At 42.3% G+C, this 19,595-nt stretch carries 20 protein-coding genes, 1 pseudogene and 1 other annotated feature; of the genes and pseudogenes, 4 read left to right on the top strand and 17 right to left on the bottom strand.

Annotated elements, in window-relative coordinates; genetic code table 11:
* Window positions 1-99 precede the first annotated feature (99 nt).
* Both HED61_RS10400 and HED61_RS10395 read left to right on the top strand, forming a co-directional pair.
* On the top strand, window positions 100-1,491 hold the full coding sequence (locus HED61_RS10400; protein ID WP_113849730.1) for a C69 family dipeptidase: 1,392 nt from the start codon (window positions 100-102) through the stop codon (window positions 1,489-1,491).
* A gap of 165 nt (window positions 1,492-1,656) precedes the next feature.
* Window positions 1,657-1,791, top strand: a complete 135-nt coding sequence (locus HED61_RS10395) for a hypothetical protein (RefSeq protein WP_005473255.1) — start codon at window positions 1,657-1,659, stop codon at window positions 1,789-1,791.
* Between the two features lie 140 nt (window positions 1,792-1,931).
* Here the strand turns inward: HED61_RS10395 and HED61_RS10390 are convergent, their stop codons facing one another.
* From HED61_RS10390 to HED61_RS10340, 11 genes are all read right to left on the bottom strand, one after another.
* Window positions 1,932-2,234 (bottom strand): hypothetical protein, encoded by a 303-nt coding sequence (locus HED61_RS10390; protein WP_003126704.1) that lies wholly within the window; start codon window positions 2,232-2,234, stop codon window positions 1,932-1,934.
* 166 nt (window positions 2,235-2,400) lie between these two features.
* Window positions 2,401-3,747, bottom strand: a complete 1,347-nt coding sequence (locus HED61_RS10385; protein ID WP_113849731.1) for a TrkH family potassium uptake protein — start codon at window positions 3,745-3,747, stop codon at window positions 2,401-2,403.
* Between the two features lie 48 nt (window positions 3,748-3,795).
* The gene (locus HED61_RS10380; protein WP_005473260.1) at window positions 3,796-4,425 is read right to left on the bottom strand and encodes a V-type ATP synthase subunit D; all 630 of its coding nucleotides are present in this window, start codon (window positions 4,423-4,425) and stop codon (window positions 3,796-3,798) included.
* Window positions 4,406-5,806 carry a V-type ATP synthase subunit B gene (locus HED61_RS10375; protein WP_219645313.1) on the bottom strand — a complete coding sequence of 467 codons (1,401 nt, stop codon included), beginning with the start codon at window positions 5,804-5,806 and terminating at the stop codon, window positions 4,406-4,408. Before HED61_RS10375 ends, HED61_RS10380 begins: the two co-directional genes overlap by 20 nt.
* Window positions 5,790-7,577 (bottom strand): V-type ATP synthase subunit A, encoded by a 1,788-nt coding sequence (locus HED61_RS10370; protein ID WP_113849732.1) that lies wholly within the window; start codon window positions 7,575-7,577, stop codon window positions 5,790-5,792. Before HED61_RS10370 ends, HED61_RS10375 begins: the two co-directional genes overlap by 17 nt.
* A gap of 15 nt (window positions 7,578-7,592) precedes the next feature.
* A complete protein-coding gene (locus HED61_RS10365; RefSeq protein ID WP_060814344.1) occupies window positions 7,593-7,904 on the bottom strand; it encodes a V-type ATP synthase subunit F in 312 nt (103 codons plus the stop codon).
* Window positions 7,894-8,874: a V-type ATPase subunit gene (locus HED61_RS10360; protein WP_003126711.1), complete on the bottom strand. Its 981-nt coding sequence runs from the start codon at window positions 8,872-8,874 to the stop codon at window positions 7,894-7,896. Before HED61_RS10360 ends, HED61_RS10365 begins: the two co-directional genes overlap by 11 nt.
* Window positions 8,875-8,877: 3 nt before the next feature.
* Window positions 8,878-9,471 carry a V-type ATP synthase subunit E family protein gene (locus tag HED61_RS10355; protein ID WP_230320919.1) on the bottom strand — a complete coding sequence of 198 codons (594 nt, stop codon included), beginning with the start codon at window positions 9,469-9,471 and terminating at the stop codon, window positions 8,878-8,880.
* A 15-nt stretch (window positions 9,472-9,486) separates the two neighbouring features.
* Window positions 9,487-9,957: a V-type ATP synthase subunit K gene (locus HED61_RS10350; protein WP_003126713.1), complete on the bottom strand. Its 471-nt coding sequence runs from the start codon at window positions 9,955-9,957 to the stop codon at window positions 9,487-9,489.
* Window positions 9,950-11,917: a V-type ATP synthase subunit I gene (locus HED61_RS10345; protein WP_219645312.1), complete on the bottom strand. Its 1,968-nt coding sequence runs from the start codon at window positions 11,915-11,917 to the stop codon at window positions 9,950-9,952. Before HED61_RS10345 ends, HED61_RS10350 begins: the two co-directional genes overlap by 8 nt.
* Window positions 11,895-12,227: a hypothetical protein gene (locus HED61_RS10340; RefSeq protein WP_029486849.1), complete on the bottom strand. Its 333-nt coding sequence runs from the start codon at window positions 12,225-12,227 to the stop codon at window positions 11,895-11,897. The genes HED61_RS10345 and HED61_RS10340 overlap by 23 nt, the downstream gene beginning before the upstream one ends.
* Window positions 12,228-12,343: 116 nt before the next feature.
* Window positions 12,344-12,395 (bottom strand) — a sequence feature (sodium ion sensor (DUF1646 type); this cis-regulatory element may regulate processes involved in with the transportation of sodium ions).
* Between the two features lie 178 nt (window positions 12,396-12,573).
* Here HED61_RS10340 and HED61_RS10335 point away from each other — a divergent pair.
* A complete protein-coding gene (locus HED61_RS10335; protein ID WP_034706861.1) occupies window positions 12,574-13,245 on the top strand; it encodes an NAD(P)H-dependent oxidoreductase in 672 nt (223 codons plus the stop codon).
* A complete protein-coding gene (locus tag HED61_RS10330) occupies window positions 13,242-13,415 on the top strand; it encodes a hypothetical protein (RefSeq protein WP_167757188.1) in 174 nt (57 codons plus the stop codon). The genes HED61_RS10335 and HED61_RS10330 overlap by 4 nt, the downstream gene beginning before the upstream one ends.
* 220 nt (window positions 13,416-13,635) lie before the next feature.
* On the opposite strand, the gene dat is transcribed toward HED61_RS10330, so the two are convergent.
* The 6 genes and pseudogenes from dat to HED61_RS10300 all read right to left on the bottom strand — a co-directional run bounded on the left by dat (window position 13,636) and on the right by HED61_RS10300 (window position 19,557).
* Window positions 13,636-14,481, bottom strand: a complete 846-nt coding sequence (dat, locus tag HED61_RS10325) for a D-amino-acid transaminase (protein ID WP_103301101.1) — start codon at window positions 14,479-14,481, stop codon at window positions 13,636-13,638.
* Between the two features lie 28 nt (window positions 14,482-14,509).
* The gene (locus HED61_RS10320) at window positions 14,510-14,965 is read right to left on the bottom strand and encodes a GNAT family N-acetyltransferase (RefSeq protein WP_219645311.1); all 456 of its coding nucleotides are present in this window, start codon (window positions 14,963-14,965) and stop codon (window positions 14,510-14,512) included.
* A complete protein-coding gene (locus HED61_RS10315) occupies window positions 14,952-16,055 on the bottom strand; it encodes an AI-2E family transporter (protein WP_003126723.1) in 1,104 nt (367 codons plus the stop codon). Before HED61_RS10315 ends, HED61_RS10320 begins: the two co-directional genes overlap by 14 nt.
* Before the next feature lie 439 nt (window positions 16,056-16,494).
* On the bottom strand, window positions 16,495-16,923 hold the full coding sequence (locus tag HED61_RS10310; RefSeq protein WP_234981433.1) for a GNAT family N-acetyltransferase: 429 nt from the start codon (window positions 16,921-16,923) through the stop codon (window positions 16,495-16,497).
* Window positions 16,924-17,082: 159 nt separating this feature from the next.
* Window positions 17,083-17,502: pseudogene (locus tag HED61_RS10305) on the bottom strand (GNAT family N-acetyltransferase); the annotation flags it as partial.
* 156 nt (window positions 17,503-17,658) lie between these two features.
* Entirely contained in the window at window positions 17,659-19,557 is a 1,899-nt protein-coding gene (locus HED61_RS10300) for an endonuclease MutS2 (protein WP_208774488.1), read from the bottom strand.
* Window positions 19,558-19,595: the final 38 nt, after the last annotated feature.

Raw genomic sequence — 19,595 nt, 5'->3', positions numbered from 1 at the left:
GAACTAAATTTTAGTCGAAAGTTGATTGTCAATTTGTCTTTTACTCGCTATACTATGTTCAATTATCAACAAAATAATCTGAAGATCGGAGTTTTGTCAATGACACGCAAATCAGCTTCTTGTACAACCATGCTGGTAGGCAAAAACGCATCACTCGATGGCTCGACCCTCATTGCTCGCAATGAAGATGCCGGGGCAGTGTCTCTACCACAAAAATTTGTCGTAATCCAACCTGAACAACAGCCTGCTACGTTCCATGCTGTTTTAAGCGGGTGCAGTATTCCTTTACCGAAAGATCCCCTAAGGTATACTTCTACGCCTGAGGCAGATGAATCTCAAGGAGTCTGGGCTGCTTCAGGAATCAACAGCGCCAATGTCGCCATGACCGCCACAGAAACGATCACTACCAATGCGAGAGTTTTAGCTATCGATCCTTTGGTAACAGAAGGCATTGGAGAAGCAGATTTTGTCAGTATCGTGCTTCCCTATATCCGTTCTGCTCGAGAAGGAGTCTTACGCTTAGGCGAGTTACTAGAAACTTATGGTACCTATGAGTCTAATGGTTTGGCTTTTGCCGATCGAGAAGAAATCTGGTATATGGAAACGATTGGCGGACATCATTGGGCAGCGATCCGAATTCCTGATGATGCTTATGTGATCGCCCCGAATCGAATGAATATCGCTACCTTCGATTTTGATTCTCAAGATACTTTATTTTCCGACGATTTACCTGATATGATTGTCAGCAATCACTTAAATCCAGACTTTGAAGGAATCAATTTACGTCATATTTTCGGCAGTGCAACAGAAAAAGATACTCGTTATAACAACCCTAGAGCTTGGTATATCCAAAAACAGTTCAGCGAAACCGCGTCGGATCCGCTTGACCAAGATCTACCTTTCATTTGTCTTCCGAAAAAGAAAATCAGCGTGATGGATGTAAAGTGGGCGTTGAGCAGTCATTTTCAAAATACCCCTTATGATCCGTACGGGAATGGAACGGCTAGTGAGAGAACTCGCTTTCGTTCGATTGCTCTCAATCGCAATCAGCAAGTGCATATTCTCCAAGTGCGCAGTCACGTACCTGATGAAATTGCAGGCGTTCACTGGCTAGCTTTTGGTCCCAATACCTTCAATGGAGTGGTCCCTTTTTACAGCAATGTGAATGAGACCCCGAAAGGTTATTGTGATACCACCACTACTTACGATCCGGGAAATAGCTATTGGTTGACTAAAACATTAGCACTGATCGGGGATCAAGACTATGATCTATACAGCGATCTAGCAGAACGGTTTGAACAAACAATCATGGCAAATTGTTTAGCGATTCAACAGAAGATCGATCAGACAATCCCATTAACAAATCAGTTATTGGAAGAAGCCAACCGTGAAATGGCCCGGCTTTACTTATCACATGCCACTCAATTACTAGGAGAAATGGTGGAAAGAGGCAATACCAAAATGAAACTGCGTTTTTCTTTGACAGATTGATTCTCCTTTAACCGATTATTTACATGAAATTGACTAGAACTCAATATCTTGCCTGTATACTATAGCTACCAATTAATTTTCTTTTTGCTTTGCAGCACGGCTTTTTCTCTACTGTCGTGCTGCCCCCTTCTGAAAATAATTGGAATCTACCTTGGAGGTATCGAAATGAATAAAGAAGAATTTCGCACAGTCACCAATGAGGTCGTACAAGGAATCGTCATCGTCAAGAATGACAATCAAAATGTCTGGATCATTCAAGACAAAGAAGGCTATTTCCACGTAGTAAGCAAAACGGCGTAAATCACTCACTGAATCCTATCAAAAAGAACCCGTGCTGCGAAAAGTTATCTTTTCGTTTACCACAGGTTCTTTTTAACTAGCAGTGTCTTTTCTATGAAGAAGCAGATCAGCGGCAATAGTTCCCATTGACCCAAGCCATGCTAGTATTTTTGCATCAAGTTTTCAGTACCCTCTTGCCCATCACCATACACTGTCGATTGAATCGATGCAGTCGTATCAGCATGCTCTTTCCAATGCCCGAAAAAATACGTTCCGCATACTAAACTTGTTAGGAGCCCGATCCAGCCGTTGCTGAGCCATTCAACCAAAATCAGCAGTAAATAGATCAACTGCTGCGATTTTCTTGAAAGTTTCCGTAACAAGTACAGCCATTCTAGTAAAAAAACGACTAGCAACACGGTCACAAAAGTTTTTCCTACAAACCACAATTCCCACAAGCTCATGGTCTTCCCACCTTTGGATTGTCCTAGCAGCTCTAACGAAATGCTGCAACTGACTCATTTAGTTCTTAGGAAGATCTTAGACGAGAAACCTTAAACTAACCTAAAAGTCGGCCATATTTTTCGGGGATGATTTCCATTGATCCAAAACAACTATTAATAACAGATCTTAGCCAATCATGACCGTTTCATCCGGGAATTTGTATCCGGCTTCTCGGCGGTTGGCTTTTGTCATCAATGAAAAAGCAACCGTCATGATGCCTACACGACCAATAAACATCAATAAGATGATCAATAATTTACCAAATACAGAAAGATACGGAGTCAATCCCATTGTTAATCCAACTGTTCCAAAAGCCGAAAAAACTTCAAAAGCAATGTATTCCAGTCCAAACTGAGGATTCCCCGGCATCGATTCTGTGATGGATAATAAGAAGATGGCAATAAAGCAAAGACTCAGTGTTAAGAAAAAGAGCGTGAACGCCCGCGAAACAGCCGCCTCTTTGATCGTTCTGCCAAAAACTTCAGCTCGTTTGCGCCCTTTCAACAAACTACGAATCTTAATGATCAACACTGAGACCGTCGTGGTTTTCAGCCCTCCGGCAGTCGATCCAGAAGTACCGCCGATATACATGAGAATCATCGTCAACATTAACCCAGCCTGACTCATCTGGCCATAATCGATACTATAAAATCCAGCCGTTCGAGGGGTCACAGCAAGAAAAAATAACTGGAAAAAGCGACTAACAATGGAATCGCCTGATACGATACTGGAGTGATATTCGGTCACATAAAAACCAACCGTCCCTAAAATCAGCAAAACAATCATTGCCAACAAGGCAATACGGCTGTGCAACGAGCGTCTTTTTGAAGTAGCTAACAAGTCAAACCAGACCAGAAAGCCTAAGCCGCCGGCAATGATCAAAAGACTAATGACCCCTAAAACAAAAGGATCCGACTGAAAAGAGACCAGACTATTCCCAAAAAGATCAAATCCAGCATTACAAAAGGAAGAAATGGCGTGAAAAATACTAAACCATAGGCCTTGCTGCCAACCAAAGCGTGGCACAAAAGACAGAGCCAACAGGCAGATCCCTAAAAATTGAATCAAAAATGCGATGCGGATAATGTACCAAGCCAATTGAAATTCGCCAGACATTCGGTCAAGATTGAGGGATTCTCTTAGAATCATCCGAGTGCTTAAATTGACCCTTTTTTTTGCTAAGATATAAAAGAAAACTGGGATCGACATAAAACCGATCCCCCCAATTTCGATCAAGATCAAAAGAATCGCTTGTCCGCCCATATTATACTGTTCAGAAATGGAAAAAGTCGAAAGTCCTGTCACACAAATCGCGGAAGTTGCGGTAAACAATGCATCTAAGAAAGGCACACCTTGCCCATCATTTGTTACAACTGGTAACATAAGCAACCCAGTTCCCATCAAGATCAACATCATAAAGACCAGTGTAACCAGCTGCGGTGCACTGATTTTTTTGGACATTCTTTTTTTCATCTTTCTTTCCTACCTTTGTGCCAAGCAGATTTTCGACTGACGCGGCATTCACTTTGTTTTATTTTTTACCTTGATCATCCGAGTAACATTGGCGCGTTCATTTTCCTCAAGACGCATTTTGATCCCATAGATCGTCTCTTCCAATTCTGGTATCGTCAAATATTCTAGCGCATTGACCCGGCGGCGTGTTCGTTCTATCTCATCCGCCAGCAATTGACAGGTCTTTTCGATCTCTGTCAAAGACAATAGTTTAGGCAAGACATCGGTGAAACGTCCCATTGCCAGATCCAAAGGAACATTCGAGTTCACAAACCCATACTCGATCGGTGCCTGCATCACCACATCATCATAGTCGAATTGCATCACAGGCACTTCCACACTCATGATATTCTTGGTTGAGACATCAAGAGAAACTTCTGTTGCTGGCAAGATGAACATTTCTTCAATGTACTTTTCATTGATCGTGGCATTGGCTAGGCGAAAAGCCTTCATGGCACGATGTAATTGTGTTTCTACTTCTTTACGCAAAAGGTTGTTTTGTTTGATCAGTTCGATGAACTGACGCATCAACTCATCTTGTTTGTCTTTTAACAGTTTATGACCTCTTTTGGCAGTCGTCAACTGTTTGCTGAGGCGGCTTAGTTCCATGCGAGTTGGATTAACGGTTTGTCTGCTCATCTGCATCCTCTCCTTGTGGTAAAAACGCCTCTAGTAACGCATCGCTGATCCGTTTCAATTCTACTTTCGGCAGCATCGCCAACAGTTCCCACCCAAGATCCAACGTTTCTTCAATGGACCGATTTGTTTGATAACCTTGATCCAGGTATTCATTCTCAAAGCGTTCCGCAAACTTGGCATAGATTTTATCGACATCAGATAGTGCTGACTCCCCTAAAACGACTGCGAGTTCTTTGGCTTGCTTCCCTTGCGCATAAGCAGAGAAGAGTTGATTCATCGTTGATGCATGATCTTTACGAGTTTTGCCTTCACCTGTTCCCTTGTCCTTCAGCCGAGAAAGAGAAGGCAAGACATCAATCGGCGGCTGGATGCCGTTTTTGTATAACTCTCTTGAAAGAATGATTTGACCTTCTGTGATATAACCAGTCAAGTCAGGAATAGGATGGGTCTTGTCATCTTCTGGCATCGTCAATATAGGGATTTGGGTCACCGACCCTTTCACTCCCCGTAAGCGGCCAGCTCGCTCGTATAATGTGGAAAGATTCGTATAGAGGTAACCAGGATAGCCTCGGCGCCCAGGTACCTCACGACGGGCAGCTGATATTTCCCGCAACGCTTCACAGTAGTTGGTCATATCCGTCATGATAACTAAGACATGCATCCCTTTTTCATAAGCTAAATATTCGGCAGCTGTGAGAGCCATTCGCGGCGTAGCAATTCGCTCAATTGCCGGATCATTTGCCAAATTCATAAAGACAACAGACCGATCAATCGCTCCGGTTTGGCGAAAATCTTCCATGAAATATTCTGCTTCTTCAAACGTAATCCCGATACCTGCAAAAACAACCGCAAAGTCGTCCTCTGTGTCGAGCACTTGCGCTTGACGAGCGATTTGAGAAGCTAATTCTTTATGCGGCAGACCAGAACCAGAAAAAATCGGTAATTTTTGACCGCGAACAAGCGTATTCAAGTGATCGATAGAAGAGATGCCAGTTTGAATAAATTCATCTGGGTAATCTCGAGCCATCGGGTTGATTACTTCCCCATTGATGTCCATTCGTTTCTCAGCAATGATTTCTGAACCACCATCTTTGACTCGTCCTAACCCATCAAAAACCCGGCCAATCATTTCTTCAGAAACACCTAGCTCTAACGGATGTCCGAGGAAGCGCACACTGGATTCTCGTAAATTGATTCCGCCAGTACCTTCAAAGATTTGCACCAGTGCTTTATCTTCTTGAATTTCTATGACTTGACCTTGACGAATTTCACCATTTTGCAGACGTACTTCGATCAGCTCTTCATATTTCACTCCTGAGACACGATCGACCGCCATCAAAGGACCGACAACTTCCCCGATCGTTTTATATTCTTTGATCATCCGTACGATCTCCTTTCTGCAAGATTTCTTTCATCGTATCTTTTATCTCGCTTTCCAATTTGCGGATTCCTTCTAAATCATCTTCCGGAAGATATTTCATGCGAGCGATTTTATCTCGCAGACGTTCTGTTCCCTGATAGATTTCTGTCAAATAGGCGCCTAATTCTAAAGCTTTTTGACCTTCGTCATGAAACAGTAAAATGGTCTGCAGCATTTCAAATTGTTTTTCTCGAGAAGTGAAAGTATCAACAGCATCAAAGGCATTTTGTTGTAAAAAATCTTCTCGCAATGACTTCGTGATCTCTAACAGTAGTTGATCTTTATCCGATAAGGCATCAATCCCAACTAGACGCACAATTTCAGAAAGTTCAGCTTCTTTTTGCAGCATCCGCATAGCCGTAGTCACATTTTTCGACCACTCCACTTGCAACTGACGATCCAGATAAGCGCCCATTTCATTCTCATACAGGGAATAGCTTTTTAGCCAATCGATAGAGGGAAAGTGCCTTTTTTGAGCTAACGTGGCATCCAGCCCCCAGAAAACTTTCACCACTCGCAGGGTGTTTTGCGTGACAGGTTCGGAGATGTCCCCTCCAGATGGAGATACTGCACTAATGGCAGTTATGCTCCCTTCTTGTTCCGAGCCTAAACAAATCACTTTACCGGATCGTTCGTAATACTCGGCTAAGCGACTGCCCAAATAGGCAGGATAGCCTTCATCACCTGGCATCTCTTCCAAGCGACCGGACATTTCTCGCAACGCTTCCGCCCAACGAGATGTGGAATCGGCCATAATCGCTACAGAATACCCCATGTCTCTGAAATACTCCGCAATCGTGATTCCGGTATAGATAGAAGCTTCCCGAGCGGCAACCGGCATATTGGAAGTGTTCGCGATCAGTACAGTACGAGCCATCAAGGATTCGCCACTTCGTGGATCAATCAGTTCCGGAAATTCATTCATGACATCCGTCATTTCATTGCCCCGTTCTCCGCAGCCTACATAGACCACTAAGTCCACATCTGCCCATTTAGCAATTTGATGTTGGACCACTGTTTTTCCCGCACCGAAGGGGCCAGGGACCGCAGAGGCTCCCCCTTTTGCGATTGGAAAGAAAGTGTCGATCACTCGCTGCCCAGTGATCATTGGCTCTACCGGATTTAATTTCTGTTTGACTGGACGACTGTGCCGTACGGGCCACTTTTGCAACATCGAAAAGGAGCGTTCTCCTTTTGGTGTCTCAAGAATATAAACCGTTTCATCAATCGTAAAATCACCAGCAAAAACTTCTTTGACCCGTCCTGTAACGCCATTAGGCACCATAATTTTGTGGAGGAGCAATGGCGTCTCTTGGACGACCCCGATAACCATTCCTGGAGTAACTTCCGTTCCCACCGCAATGGTCGGTTCAAAGGTCCATTTTTTCTCATGATCCAATGCAGGCAGCTGGACCCCTCGTTTCAAAAAGTTACTTTGGGTCAGCTCCATAAATGTTTCTAATGGTCGTTGAATCCCGTCGAACATTTGAGACATAATTCCCGGTGCTAACTCAACAGACAGCGGTTCTCCTGTTGTTCGGACGGGTTCTCCTGGTCCGATACCTGACGTTTCTTCATAAACTTGGATCGAAGCGATCGTTCCTCTCATCTCGATGATTTCTCCAACAACCCCCAGATCACCGACATAACAAATATCTTCTAAACTTGCATGGCCCATATCTTTTGCTAAAACTAACGGACCTGACACTTTAATTATTGTTCCTGTTTCCACAACATCAGCTCCATTCTATAGTATGTTTTGCCCAACGGCTTTTTCGACATTTTCCTGGATCATTTTCAGCCCTACCCCTTGGGATCCATCGTAATCTGGGATCAAAATGATCGCTGGTGAAACTTGCTGTTGGTATTTGGCAATTTCTTCTGGAATCAATGCCGCACATTTTTCTGTTACGTAAATCACCGCATACTCTTCTTTCACTAAGCACTGAAAGGCACGAGTCACTTCCGCTTTTGCGATTGCGTAACACACTTGAAAGCCAAACAGCTGAAAAGGTAACACGGATTCTTTGCTGCCGATCACACCAATCTTAGCTGCCATAGTACCTCATCCTCTCTCTCAGTTCTTCTTCTGTGAAGCCACTGCGCTTTCCTACCAAAATCAGCCGCAAGTTCTGAATCTCCAATGTTTTGGCATTTAAAAACGCGAGTAATGGCATTGGTCCCAACGCTTCAGCAGCTACGAACTGCTGAGTAACTAAGTCATCTTTCACCAGTGCCAATGCAGCAAAATCGATCGTGGTCTCTTGTAATAGCGGCAGTAGCGCTTCTTGATAGCCAGTTTGTTTCAAAAAGGCGAGATAGTCAGTGAAGGAGGTTTCCGCAAAAGCGAGATAATCTTCTTTGGGAATACTTCCCACACTGACTAAAACAGCCGCCATAAAACTTTTTGATCTTTTTTGCAGCAAACAACGTGCAGCAATCGTGATATTCGTAAGATCGATTCCTGTGATCACCGCATGTGTCAGTGCTGGAATATTTATTTTTTCGGCTAGGCGTCGTTGCTCATGTAAAAAGCGGCGATCGTAAATAATATCGATCCCTTGCAAAACAGCAGAACCTTCTAAGTATTCCCTTACTGCTTGGATCGTTTCAATGACTTTAGACGGTATACTTTCCGAAGATCCTGTTTGGATGGCATTTCTTAGTTCATCGATCGTATAGAATCCATCTTCGATCAGTAAATTGCTATAATCTCTCCCTGTTACATCTTCTTTGGTCAATACCTTCAAATTATGAAAGGTATACGGCAGCATGATCAAACGAAGCACATCAGGATCTGGAACGTTTTCTGCTAATTCTTGTATGGTTGTCAGCATTTCTTGATCCAGATACCCCTCAAATTTTTCGGAAAAATCAGCGCCCAGATAACGTTGATAATTCGTTTGCTGCAAGATTGCCATTACTTGATCCATAGACTCTGCTGCAATCAGCTGCTGCCAATCTTGCATTTGAAGCAAGGTTGTCTCTTTGATCCGAATCAGTGGATTCAATTGATGATAGCTCGCCATAGCTTACCCTCCTTTTTGGATCACTTTCAGCCAATGTTCTCTCGTTTCATTTTTGTATTCTTCTAGTAAAGCTTGGTAGGTGAAATTGTAGAAAACTCCATTGTCTTCTACTATAAACCCTGCTTGCTCCAATGGTTTGCCCATCCTTGCAAGATAAGGCAACCTTTGATTGACAGCAGTCAACCAATCTTTTGTCAAACTTGCTGACTGTTGCTGTCCACAACGAAAGATTACTTCTCCCGAAACGGGTAATTGCATTAATGTATTTTCCGCCAGATGTTGGACTGTATCAGGCGCCAATCCATTCATTTTTTGATAAGCTGCCGCGAATAATGTCTCCAGTTCTTTATGAGCTTGTTTAATCCCTTCTTGTTTAGCTGCTTTTATTCGCCGATTCATGTCTTGCTGATAGTTTTTTTCGATTTGTTTTTTTGCTTCTGCTGAATGGCGCTTGATTTCTAGTTCTTTTTGGGACCAGGCAGCTGCAAAATCGGCATCGATCCTTGTTTTAGTGTCCGTTTCGATTACTTGCCGTTTTTCTTTTGCTTCCCGATCTAGTTCAGCAATCATTTTGTCGATGGCATCCATTGCCTCCATTGCTTGTCGCCTCCTTTAAATGGACCCTAATAGTAGGAAAGAAATAACGAAGCCTAAGATCGCGTACATTTCCACCATGACTGAGAACATAACTCCTTTGAAAAAGTGTTCCGGTTTTTTAGCTAAGATTTGAATCCCTGATGCGGCCACTCTTCCTTGTGCGATCCCAGAGAACAATCCGGTAAAAGCTACCGGCAATGAAGCCATCAAATAGGCCATTCCGGTCACCGTCGACATCTCTGCTGCCAAACTGCCGTAGATCATAAAGGCAATCACAAAACCATACAAACCTTGGGTTCCTGGCAGTAACTGTAGAATCAGTGCCTGCCCAAATTTCTCAGGTTGATTCGTTGTCAACGCCGCAGCTGCTTCCCCTGTCATTCCAACACCCTTTGCTGAACCAATTCCAGAAAAAATCGTTGCGATTCCCATTCCTATAATCGCAAATACCATTCCACCGTTGTTATTAATCAAGTAATCAATCATCTTTCTTTCCTCCGTTTTCTTTTTCAAAATCGACATATTTTTCACTCGGCTTAAAGGTGTCGAACGCCCGGCCGCCACCTGTAAAGAATTTGCCAAAAAATTCTACATATTGTAAACGCGCTGCATGCACGTAAGCACTTAGTAATGACAAAAAGATATTTAGCGCCTGTAAGATCACTAACAGAATGATCCCAACAGAAAATCGTGCTACCGGCGGCATATAGCCCACTAATAAATTAAAGGCAGCGGCGATACTGCCGCCAGAGATCCCTAACGCCATCAAACGACTATAGCTGACAAAATCGCCAATATAGCTTGTTACCCCATAGAGATCATAGATCCCCATGAAAAAACCGCCAACTTTGGACTTTCCTTTAATGATCGGCACAATCACGATCAGCAGCCCGCTAAGTCCTGCTATAATCAATCCTAATGTGACGAGTGCTGGGGCGGTAAAGAGCCAATTTCCAGCAGCAGCAACCAAAAGTCCCGCCAGCAAGCCTTGCCAAGAAAAGCCTTGATTGACAGCTGCTAAAAAATCTTTCTTGCGAATATTTTCCTTCGCGGCCAAATAAAGACCTGTAAACAATTGGATCCCTCCAAAAATCATGGATAATCCAAAAATAGCCATAAAGTCTTTCGCTGGCGATAACAAATGAAATGGCAAAGTCGCTCCGAAAAACGAGCCATAGATCAATCCCCAAATCATCGTAGGAACGGATAATGTTTGAAACAGCTTCATAAACCGTTTCGTCCCTTTAGGTAAACGGAAAAAGTGCAGGCCAATAGTGGTCACCAGTGCCATCAATCCGCCATAGCCCAAATCAGCAACCATCATCCCAAAGAAGACATAATAAAAAGGTGTCATCCAAGGCGTTGGGTCGATCTCATCATATTTAGGCAAACTATACATTTCCGTCAACATTTCAAATGGTTTGATAAACGAAGCATTTTGCAGTTTGACTGGAACTTGATTCGCAGTCAATTCTTCTAAGGTAGGTTCATTGAATGAGCAATAGACTTCGCCGTTAAAAGAATCTGCCAACTCTTTTTCAAGAGTCTGTTGATCTTGTTGCGCGACCCAGCCTCTCAAAACAGTATGATGTTTGCTAGTGACCAATCGTTTTCGTACCATTTTTCGTTGTTCTTTTGTCAAAAAATATTCTTCTGCTTGCTGCAAACAAGCAATCTTAGTTTTATACGTGCCAATCTGATTTGCCAGCTGTTTTCGCTGATCCGCTAGCTCTCGCAGTTTTGCCTGGGCCTCGTGCAACAGCACTTTTGGTTTTTTCAGACTGTCCGTATTTTCTTTTTTTACACTATATCGCTGAAAAACATTCTCAACTTCTGCAGAAAGCTTCTTCGGGTAAAGACAACTGAAATTTGTCTTTTTTGTATCCGAATAAATCATTTCCAGGTAAACAGCATCAAGTTGTTTGAGGGTCGCTGATATGGCTTCCCAATGAGAACTTTCAACACTGCCACAAAAGAAAGTGGCAAATGCCAACTCTTTTTCTTCGAGAGAAACATCCAGGTTTTGCCATTCCATTCCCCAGGTTTCTGATTGAGAAGCGGCTTGCATCGCTTCATGATTTTTTTGCCATTGCAACTGCAACTCTTCAATTTGTTCGACAAGCGTCAAGACAGTTTGCTCTTGAAAGGAGTCTTCAAATGCAGGCAGTTGTAAAGATTGGCGTTGCCACTCTCGTATTTTGCCGCTTCCGCCTTGTCGCCGAATGAACAAGATTGCTTCTTGGATCCTGCGAAGCGTCTCTGCGTAGCTAGTCGCTGTCTCTTGTTGATAATCAGCAAAAAATTCTTTGAGCCATGGTTGATTTTCTGCATTTTCAAAGACATCTTCAATCTCAACCATCTGTAAGCTTTGCAGTTTTTTCAATAACCGCTCTTGATGGTTTTCGGGCGCGATCAAGGTCAGCTTACTTAGTTTCGTGACTGCCATAAGTTTGGATCACTCCTTCAACGATCTGATCGACCACTTGTTCTTGACAGCGACGAACATTTTCTTGGAGATCTGCAATAAACTGTTGTTTCTCTGCTTCGATCTGTTCCGTCGTTTTTTGCAACGTTTGTTGTAATTGTTGTTCAAGTGCGGACTGTTCACGCAGACATGCTGCTCTCAATTCAAGTACACGCTGTTGTAGTTCCTCCTGCTTCTCTTCTTCGTAATCAGACAGCGCCCGTTGCAATTGCTGCATCTGCTGTTGATTATAGGCTTCTGCCTCTTGCAGGCGTTTCAGTGCCTCTTCCATCAAAATATCCCTCCTATTGTCAAAGTAAACAAGACAATTGAAAAATAGACACAAAAAAGGCATACCTCGTAAAGAAGTATGCCTTCAAAAAAAAGATCGGCACGCCTTCAAGAATGTTCTCCTCACCCCTTGGAGAACGTGATCCTTGAAGCATCGAAATGCTCAACCTTTGTCTGTCTTCTATTCAATTCACTAAACAGTATAGCAAAAAAAGACGGACGATTCAAGTCAGTAAAGATTTCACTGAACCAATAATGACTTTAGCCTCTCTCACATTTATCCTTCTAATTTAAAAGCAGAGTAGTTCCGTTTTTGGCAGAATTATGTTACATCTATAGGGAAAGGATTGATTTTCTTTATGATTAGAACATTAGTTATTGCCAGTCATCCGTCCTATGACGACTCTTTATCTCAACGTTTTTTTAGCGAAAGTGCCAAGATGCCTAATGTCAGTGTTCATATGCTTGACAAAGTTGCGGGGGATTTTGATTTAGAGATTGAGTTAGAACGATTGCAAACGATCGATCGTCTGATTTTCCAGTTCCCCCTTTATTGGTACCAAGTTCCTGCAAAAATGAAATGTTGGATCGATACGGTTTGGGAGGCAGCCAAACCCTACTTATTAAATAAAGAAATCGGCTTTGCGCTTTCTACAGGCGTTGCAGCCAAAGAATTTCAACTAGGTGGAAAAGAAGGAGCCAGTTTTTCTGAAATTTTGCGACCTCTAACTTTAATGGCACAAAAATACCAAATGACCATCTTACCGGTTCTCGTTCTCGATCAGTTGATGTATAAAACAGAAAAAGAGAAACGGCGATTTGTGATCGACTACCAGCAGCTGCTGACAATGGAAGCCCCCTTTTCATTTGCTGCCAAACAACAGTGGTTTATTCAAAGACTAGAAGCATTGACAGCTGAAAATCCAAAACTCGCTCCTCTTCTCGATCAACTTATCCAAAATCAGGAAACCTTACTTGAATTAGATGAAGCTCTTGCTGAAATGGAGGCTTACGAATGAATGAGGCATGGATCCACTCCTTGATTGAAGAACAAACCGCGGAGACACTCAATTATCATGAGAAAGCCTTCTTGCAAGAATTAGAAGCGCTTTTGACACAACAACAAACACGAATTCAACTGAAGCAAGGCGAGTTGGACAGTAAATTATGGAATCCCCAAGACTGGTAAGACCATTTTTGACAACATGAAACGCCCAACAATTGATTGCTAAGCCCAGTAAACGACGTGGCTGAATGAAACAGAAACTTGAAAAATCTAAGTGTTCTGCTAGCACGTCTCTGATTCCTATTTCAACTAACATCTACTAAATGGTGAAATCCCCCAAAGAGGTCGCTAGTCAGCTAACTCTTTGGGGAATTTCTATCTCAGGTGGGTGTATTGTTTGGAGTCAGTTCTTTTTGGTTGCTTCAATATACGCTTGTTGTAGTTTAGCAGTCACAGCCCCTTGCTGTCCAGTTCCCACCGGATGACCATCGATACCAACAATTGGCACGATTTCCCAGACAGAATTGGTAATAAAACACTCATCAAATTCTGCTAATCGATCAATCGCAACGGCTTCTTCCTTAATTGGTAGTTTCAATTCCTGACACAAGCTTAAAACTTTCATTTTTGTGATCCCAGGTAAAACCAGATTGCCATCCGGATGCGTATACACCGTTCCTTTGGAAACAAACCATAAATTTGAAGCGGAGGCTTCCGTAAAAAAGCCCTCTCGATGCAGTAGTGCTTCATCATAACCATTGGACCGAGCCTCCTCTAAAGAGAGCAGATTCCCCAAAAGGCTTAATGATTTGATGTCACAATGAAGCCAACGCTGGTCAGGGATTAATGTGGCTTGAAGACCATTACGCTGCATGTCCACTGGACGATGGAATGGAATAACATTTGCAGTAAGGACACTTTTTATCGTCCCTTGAGGAGGAAAAACATGATTTCGCGGACTTAAAACCCCTCTTGTCACTTGCAAATACACTTCTCCGTCAGTGATTCCCTCAATGTCGATCAATGAACGTAATCTGTCTTTGAGAATGGTGGTTTCATAAGGCAATGTCATTTTTATTTTAGCGGCACTGTTCTCTAGTCGCTGCAAGTGCTCTTCGGCCATGAACATTTTCCCTTGATAAATGCGAATAACTTCGTAGATTCCGTCTCCATACTGGTAGCCGCGGTCTTCGATATCGATTTGAACCTCTTGTCGATCAACGATCTCTTCATTCCATAAGACTTTCATGATAGCCTTCCCTCACTTTGCGATTTTATTAAAATTTTTTTTGGTAGATATAGGATAGGTCTTTACTATACCATTTTTCACCAATTTTTTTAAAGCCATTTTTTTCGTAAAAGCGCTGGTTTCTAAGGGAATATGCTGGTGTTTCTAGTATCCAGTAATCGACGGGAAATCGTTTTTCAAATAATTGCCAAGCAAGAGTCCCAGCCCCTTTACCAATAAAATCAGGGTCGAGACAAAAGTAGCAAATCTGGTGTTTACTAGGATTTGCCACAATCAAACCAATAATGCCATTTTCTTGCAGCAGGTAAAGACTGAGATCTGGATCTTGCTTCACTCGTTTCAATAATTCTCCATTATGATAGCCAGATGGACCGTCTCGTTTGTCTGCCCCCAAATGGCAGGCGGTATCTGCATCAAAAGAGGTCCGTATTATTTTTGCTAGTACAAAATCTTCTTTGTCCCCTGCATATTCAACGATTTTCATTTTCTTTTCCTTCTTGCTTTACATGTTTTTGCTGTTGATAATAGCGGGTCAACGTTCCTGCCATGGCCATCACGATCGAATAGACCGGCAGCGCAACGATCATTCCTACAAATCCTAATAAATTCCCGGCGATCAATAATAAGAAGACGGCAATGATAGGATGGATATGCAGCACTTTATTCATGACGATTGGTGAAACAACATACGACTCGCCAAATTGAATGATCGTAATGCCAATAACTAACAAGACTGCTGTTTTCATATCTTGACTCAGAGCAAACAAGAATGCTGGTGCCGCGCCGATAAAAGGACCAAAATACGGAATGATATCTAGAACACCACAGATTAAGCCTAGTAACAAGGCATTTTGCAAGCCTAAAAATGTAAAGATTAGATAGCTGAAGACGCCAACATACAAACAGACAAGTAGCTTTCCGCTAATATATGCTGAAGCAGCTTGATGAAAATCTTGACACAACTGCAGAATAAGAGAGCGAAATTTTTTTGGTGCTTTCGAGACCAAAAGATCAGGAACCTTATGTCCATCTTTAAACATATAAACCAATAGCAACGGAATCGTGAACAAAACAATCGCTGAATGAGAGACGATTGCTACCAAACTTGTCAGACTATTCGTAGCCCCAGTGATAAACTGAGCAGCGAGATTACTGATTTGGTTGATATCCAATGAATCTAACAGTGGACCAAATAATTCCTCAAAAGAAGAATGATCGATATTGTCAATGATTCTGTTGATGATGTAAGGAATCTGATTGATAAAACGTGCCATTTCGTTAATCAGTGCCGGACCGATCACCTGAATGATTAAATAAGCAGCAAAGAGGATTAGAAGCAATGTGACATAAAGAGCGAGATGTTGATTGCTGCTCCTTTTTTTGATCAAATTGAAAAAAGGCAAAAAGATATAAAAAATAAATACAGAAATCAAAACGGGTAAAAAGACACTAGCAAAAATGGCTTCTAGCGGGCGGAAGACAAACAGAATATTTGAATAGATCCATATGCCTAGTCCCACCAAACAAATAAACACAAGTACTGCAAATAATTTCGACTTTTTTAATAGCTCCAAAGAAAAACCTCCTGTTTTTTTGTTAAACAATCATTATTAGTTTAGCATATTCACTATGTCTTAACCGATTTTTTTGTCACAAAAACAAAATTTCAATAAAATTATTTCATTAATGTTATTAAATTTGACGTTTTCTGAGTTCCCGCTAGAAAAATGAAACAAGAGGTTTGCTAGAGACAAGTCCTTGCTACGATCAAAAAAACTAGTGGCATCAGTCTGATAAACCTTCGATCACAACAGTCAAGATCAGCCATTATAAGACGACATCCAGAGGACGGCTTCTTTAGTGATCGAGTGTGTCTTCTTGGTTAAGACTTATGCCACTAGTTTTTCCTACTTCTTTTCTTACTTATTTACCTACTTACTTCCCTACTTACTTCCCTACTTACTTCCCTACTTACTTCCCTGTTTACTTTCCTACTTCTTTTCCTATTATTTGTTAGGAAGATAGACCTTCACTAACTTTGTTAGCGGCATATAAAAAGGCGACCGCATGACTTTTCTCCACTGTTTGGAACCCGCAAGCTTCGTAGAAAGCCCGCGTTTTTTTCGTATCGTCAGTTAATAAAATTTTTTGACGAATTTTCGGGTAGTCTCCTACTATTTTTTTTAGTAACGTTTGCCCGATTCCCTGCCGCTGGAATTCTTTCAATACGAGTAAATCTTGGATATACAAAATCGTTTGCTGATCCGTTATTCCTCGCACCAAACCAACTAAGCGCTCTTTCTGCCAAGCAGTGATCACGTGGGATTGCTGAAGTGCTGCCCACAAGACTTCTGGTTCGCGAATATACAAGGACCAGCCAGCATCTTGATACAACGAAAGGACTTGTTGTGGGTCCTCTGGAAGGTGTTTGCTATAGTGAATCGTTGATGAATTGTTTTCTTTCTTTTGAATTGCTGTTCCTTGGCTGTTCTCTGAGACAGCTAGCCATTGGTTATACGAGAGGCTAGTAAAGTGTTCTTTTCTTTGTTCATTTAACAGAGGAACCTCGACTGTTTGAGTTAACTGATAGACAAAACCGCATTTCTGTTGGACGCGCCAAGATTGTTCATTACCATCATAATAGCCTGCCCAAACCGTTAGCTTCGGTTCCCTGGCAAACTGATCAGCAAGGATTGCAGTCAACGCCTCCACTGTATAGCCTTGTCCCCAGTAAGCTTTCCCGATCCAGTAGCCTACTTCAACTGCAGGCGGGAGCATAAATTCTTTGCTGATTGGCATAATACCAATACTGCCAATCGGCGTGCCATCTTTCAGACAAATAGCATAAGTCGTTTCATTCGTGTTAAAAACATCCGTAATAATTGTTTCGCTTTCTGCCACAGATTGATGCGGCGACCAGCCGGCTCTTGGGCCGATAGCAGGATCTTTTGCCAACTCAAACAACTCTTTGGCATCAGAATTCTGCCAATGTCTTAAAATTAAACGCGTTGTTTCTATCATCTCTTTCCCCTCTTTCGGACCTTTGCTGTGAGCATCCTATATATTTATTGCAATTCTAGCGCTATTTCTACCATTATTGGAAACACTTGTGTATTGTTGCAAAATAGCTTGATTTTTACTGAAAGTTATCTTCGCTAGCTTATTTCCTGCGATCAATTACGTTTGCGCGCCGTCGCCTTTCGCAAATGCTTGCCTTTCCTTCGCTTGTTTTCTTAATTTCTTTTGCGCTTTCTTCGATCCACGGTCGATATCTCGGTTAAATTTCCGTTCTGCAAATGAATGGAACAGACTCTCCAGGTTATACCCTGCTGGATATAATTCTTCTCTAGACATCAGAAGCTTGACTCTTCTAGTGGGAACGATAACCAATGATTCATCCAGCAAAATCTGTGCTTGATTGCTTTCTAAATAAGCATAAAACAAGCCCGTTTGATTTGTCTCTGTGTAAGAGATGCGATCGCCTTTTTTTAAAGTAGCCACGGATACTTGCTGTCGTTCTTTCTGGATGCCTTTAAATACTGCTTTTTCCGTTGGATACTGTTTCGTTTCTAAGTATCGTTGTGCTTTAGCAACGATTTCTTTAGAGACTGACATCTTTTCTGCGATCCAAAAGGCATTACTGGTACCCACAGCATCAGAAAGCAGCCGATATTTAGGTGTCAATGTTTCTGGATCAAAAGCCATTGCAGCCGTATGGAAATCTTGATGATCAATAGCAAACTGTTTGATTTCCCCATAGTGGGTAGTAGCGATCAAAAGCGCACCTGAATGATAGATGGCTTCCATGATCGCAATCGCTAAAGCAGCTCCTTCATTTGGCTCTGTTCCGCTGCCGATCTCATCCAGCAATACAATGCTTTGCCGTGAAGCATGCTTGACGATTTGGGCAATGTTGTTCATATGTCCCGAAAAGGTACTTAATGCGTTCGCTAAACTTTGTTGATCCCCAATATCCATCCACAGATTTTTCAAAAATGGAACCTGACTTCCCCCAGCATGTGAAGGAAAGAGACCATAGTGCGCCATCACACAAACCAGTGCCACAGTTTTTAACACCACTGTCTTCCCACCGGCATTGGGACCTGTGATCACCAGACAGCGAGCATCGTAACCAAGTTGTAATGACAGAGGAACTGCTGCTGCTCCTAACAATGGGTGTCGAACTTCCTGTAAGTCGATTACTTCTGCTTCATTGATTTCTAGCGGAACACCATGAATTTCACGACAGTATTTTGCTCGAGCAAAGATGATGTCCAATTCAACCAATACATCCAGACAGGTAAAAATCTCTGTTAAGTTTTCTGCAAGCAGTCCAGTCAATCCAGCTAAAATTTGATACTCCTCGGCAGTCTCCTCTGCTTTGGCCATTATCAAGCGATCATTCAAGCGAATCGCTGCTTCTGGTTCAATGAAAACTGTTGCCCGTTTATTGGAGCGTTCAATAATCTGCCCTTTGATCTGATGTTGAAATTCGGAGCGCACAGGTAGTGTGTAGCGGTCATTTTTTTGAATGATTCGTGCATCTTGTAATAGTCGTGGATCTTGCAAAAACTTTGAAAAGACTTTTTTCAATTCTGCTTCATGCTTGGCTATTTGTCCCCGGATTTTCCTAAGTTCACGACTTGCATCGGTGTCAATCCGGCCATTTCGGATTTTGTCAAAAATTGTTTGTGCGGTGTCTGAAAAATCCGTTAATCCTTGCGCATAGCCAGTAAGCCGCGGTGTCTGCCACTGGTTTTTTTCAAACATCTGACGGATCAATCGAAAAGACCGTAAAAAGTCTCCATAATCGATTAATTCTCTCGGCTCTAAAATCAAGCCTTTTTCGATTTTTGTCGTATGATGCAAAATATCAGACAGGCCCATGAATGGCACTTGTTGCCCAGAGCCTAAGAGGGCCATTGCTTCTTGTGTCTCCGCTAGTCTTTTTCTAGCGGAATGAATAGAAGAGGCCGGTTGTTGTTCGGCAAATCGTTGCTTGCCATAATCACTAAGGATTCGTTGACTAACAGTTGTTTTAATTGTGTCAAATTCAGTTTCTTGTGGGATATTCATATGAGGTCCTTTCTTGTGCCCGTGAAACGTCTCTCCTC

The sequence above is a fragment of the Enterococcus gallinarum genome, assembly GCF_021496385.1.
GTDB lineage: Bacteria > Bacillota > Bacilli > Lactobacillales > Enterococcaceae > Enterococcus_D > Enterococcus_D gallinarum.
This window is presented reverse-complemented; position numbering and strand designations above follow the sequence as displayed.

Coding starts and splice junctions, on each gene's coding strand:
- HED61_RS10400 (WP_113849730.1), top strand. CDS start 100: ATGACACGCAAATCAGCTTCTTGTACAACCATGCTGGTAGGCAAAAAC.
- HED61_RS10395 (WP_005473255.1), top strand. CDS start 1,657: ATGAATAAAGAAGAATTTCGCACAGTCACCAATGAGGTCGTACAAGGA.
- HED61_RS10390 (WP_003126704.1), bottom strand. CDS start 2,234: ATGAGCTTGTGGGAATTGTGGTTTGTAGGAAAAACTTTTGTGACCGTG.
- HED61_RS10385 (WP_113849731.1), bottom strand. CDS start 3,747: ATGAAAAAAAGAATGTCCAAAAAAATCAGTGCACCGCAGCTGGTTACA.
- HED61_RS10380 (WP_005473260.1), bottom strand. CDS start 4,425: ATGAGCAGACAAACCGTTAATCCAACTCGCATGGAACTAAGCCGCCTC.
- HED61_RS10375 (WP_219645313.1), bottom strand. CDS start 5,806: ATGATCAAAGAATATAAAACGATCGGGGAAGTTGTCGGTCCTTTGATG.
- HED61_RS10365 (WP_060814344.1), bottom strand. CDS start 7,904: ATGGCAGCTAAGATTGGTGTGATCGGCAGCAAAGAATCCGTGTTACCT.
- HED61_RS10360 (WP_003126711.1), bottom strand. CDS start 8,874: ATGGCGAGCTATCATCAATTGAATCCACTGATTCGGATCAAAGAGACA.
- HED61_RS10355 (WP_230320919.1), bottom strand. CDS start 9,471: ATGGAGGCAATGGATGCCATCGACAAAATGATTGCTGAACTAGATCGG.
- HED61_RS10350 (WP_003126713.1), bottom strand. CDS start 9,957: ATGATTGATTACTTGATTAATAACAACGGTGGAATGGTATTTGCGATT.
- HED61_RS10345 (WP_219645312.1), bottom strand. CDS start 11,917: ATGGCAGTCACGAAACTAAGTAAGCTGACCTTGATCGCGCCCGAAAAC.
- HED61_RS10340 (WP_029486849.1), bottom strand. CDS start 12,227: ATGGAAGAGGCACTGAAACGCCTGCAAGAGGCAGAAGCCTATAATCAA.
- HED61_RS10330 (WP_167757188.1), top strand. CDS start 13,242: ATGAATGAGGCATGGATCCACTCCTTGATTGAAGAACAAACCGCGGAG.
- dat (WP_103301101.1), bottom strand. CDS start 14,481: ATGAAAGTCTTATGGAATGAAGAGATCGTTGATCGACAAGAGGTTCAA.
- HED61_RS10320 (WP_219645311.1), bottom strand. CDS start 14,965: ATGAAAATCGTTGAATATGCAGGGGACAAAGAAGATTTTGTACTAGCA.
- HED61_RS10300 (WP_208774488.1), bottom strand. CDS start 19,557: ATGAATATCCCACAAGAAACTGAATTTGACACAATTAAAACAACTGTT.